The 2,353-nt window shown below is 74.3% G+C and carries 2 protein-coding genes; both read left to right on the top strand.

All coding sequences use genetic code 11. The annotated features are described in order from the left end of the window. Positions 1-120 precede the first annotated feature (120 nt). Complete coding sequence (locus tag HW577_RS23750; protein ID WP_198378576.1) at positions 121-1,524, top strand: portal protein; 1,404 nt, start codon at positions 121-123, stop codon at positions 1,522-1,524. Between the two features lie 5 nt (positions 1,525-1,529). After that, positions 1,530-2,273, top strand: a complete 744-nt coding sequence (locus HW577_RS23755; RefSeq protein ID WP_198378577.1) for a capsid assembly protein — start codon at positions 1,530-1,532, stop codon at positions 2,271-2,273. Positions 2,274-2,353: the final 80 nt, after the last annotated feature.

Raw genomic sequence — 2,353 nt, forward strand, 5'->3', positions numbered from 1 at the left:
AATCCCGCGCCCGCGCCCGGCGCGGCCTGCCGGGCACCATCGCGACCTCCGCCGCCGGCCTGCTCGGCGCCCGCGCCGACGTCGCCGCGCCCCGCAAATCCCTGCTGGGGGAATGACGGCATGACCCCCGAGGACATCATCGCCCGCCACGCCGCGGCACTCGACCGTCGGCGCGCGCAGGATGCGCTGTGGCAGGACTGCTACGACCACGTGCTGCCGCCCGCGACCGGCGGTCGCGTTCCGCTGTTCGACGCGACCGCGGCCGACGCGGCGGAACAACTTGCCGCGTCGCTGCTGGCCGAGCTGACGCCGCCCTGGTCGCGTTGGTTCGGCCTCGCCCCCGCGCGCGGCACCGCCGACCCCGCTGCCGCGGCCGCCATGGAAGACGCGGCGGAGACGCTGCAGGTGCACCTGGATCGATCCAACTTCGCGCTCGAGATGCACCAGGCCTTCCTCGACCTGGTCATCGCCGGCACCGGCCTGCTGCTGGTCGAGGAAGCGCCGCCCGGCGATGCCTCCGCGCTGCGCTTCACCGCGGTGCCGCTGCGCGAGGCGGTGCTGGAGGAAGGTGGCGCCGGGCGCCTCGACACGGTGTTCCGCGCCGCCCGGCTGACGCATGCCGACCTCGCCGCGCGCTTTCCCGCCGCGGCGCTGCCGCGCATCGAGGATGGCGAGGACACGCCGCGCCATCGCGTCATCGAGGCCGTCTGGCCCGAGCGCGACGGCCACCGCTTCCGCGCCGTGCTGGTGACCGACGCCGCGCCGGTGATGCTCGCCGAGGGTCGCTTCGCGGAAAACCCCTTCATAGCCTTCCGCTGGCTGAAGGCGCCGGGGGAGACCTATGGCCGCAGCCCGGTCGCCAAGGCGCTGCCGGACATCCGCACCGCCAACAAGGTGGTGGAACTGGTGCTGAAGAACGCCTCCATCGCCGCGACCGGCATCTGGCAGGCGGAGGATGACGGCGTGCTGAACCCGGCGACGGTGCGGCTCGAACCCGGCGCCATCATTCCCCGCGCGCCGGGGTCCTCGGGGCTCACGCCACTCGCCGCGCCGGGGAATTTCGACGTCTCGCAGCTCGTGCTCGCGGATCTGCGCGCGCGCATCCGCACCGCGCTGCTGGCCGACCGGCTGGGGCCGGACCGGCGCGGGCAGATGACGGCGACGGAAGTGCTGGAACGCGCCGCAGAGACGGCGCGGCTGCTGGGTGCGACCTATGGGCGGCTGCAGGCGGAACTGCTCGCGCCGCTGGTCGCGCGCTGCATGTCCATCCTGCGCCGGCGCGGCGAGATCCCCTCGCTGGTGATCGACGGGCGGGAGGCCGTGCCGCGCTACCGCAGCCCGCTCGCGCAGGTGCAGGGCCGCGCCGATGCGGCGAATACGCTGCTCTTCCTCCAGGCCGTGCGCGCCATGGGGCCGGAGGCGGTGGCCCAGCTCGACCTGCCCGCGGCCGCGCGATGGCTTGGCCGAACCTTGTCCGCACCCGCCGAGGTGCTGATCCCCGAAACCCCGTCCGCGAAGGAGTGAGACCGATGCCCGAGGACCTGCTGGAGACCGCGCTCGCCGAAGGGGCCACCGTGCGCGAGGCGCCGCGCGCGGATGACGTGCCCGAAAAATTCCGCGACCCGGAGACGGGGGCCGTGCGCGTCGACGCGCTGCTGAAATCCTATCGCGAGCTGGAGCGCCGCCTGTCCCAGCGCCTGGCCCCCCCGGGCCCCGAGGCGCCGGAGGAGCAACGCGCCCGCCATCGCCGTGCGCTTGGCGTGCCCGATGGCCCGGATGGCTACGAGATCGCGCCGAAGCATGACCTGTGCTGCGCGGATGAGACGATCAACCAGCGGCTTCACGAAGCCGGCTTCACCCAGGCGCAGGCGCAGTTGGTCTACGACCTGGCGGCGGAGCGCCTGGTGCCGCTGATCGCTGAGGCCGCGCAGCAATTCGAAGCCGAGCGGCAGCTCGATGCGCTGCGCGCGCATTTCGGGGGTGAGGAGCGCTTCCGCCGCGTCGCCGGCCAGATCGCCGCCTGGGGTCGGACGAACCTGCCGCCGCCGGTGCTCGAGGCGCTGTCCACCACCGCCGAGGGCGTGATCGCGCTGCACGGCATGATGGCGAAGAACGAGCCGCCGGTGGCGCGGCGCGCGGATGACGGCGCGGGCTCGGAGGAGACGGAGCTGCGCGCGATGATGCGCGACCCGCGCTACTGGCGCACGCGGGAACCGGAATTCGTCCGCCGCGTGACGGATGGGTTCCGGCGGCTGGTCGGCGGTGCGGGCTGAGCGACCCCGCGCCGCGCCGCGCCGGCACAGCCTGACACGACGCGCCCTTCCGGCGCGGCTCGAGCGGCCCTTCCCGCCGC

This window comes from Neoroseomonas rubea (assembly GCF_016106015.1).
Taxonomy (GTDB): domain Bacteria; phylum Pseudomonadota; class Alphaproteobacteria; order Acetobacterales; family Acetobacteraceae; genus Neoroseomonas; species Neoroseomonas rubea.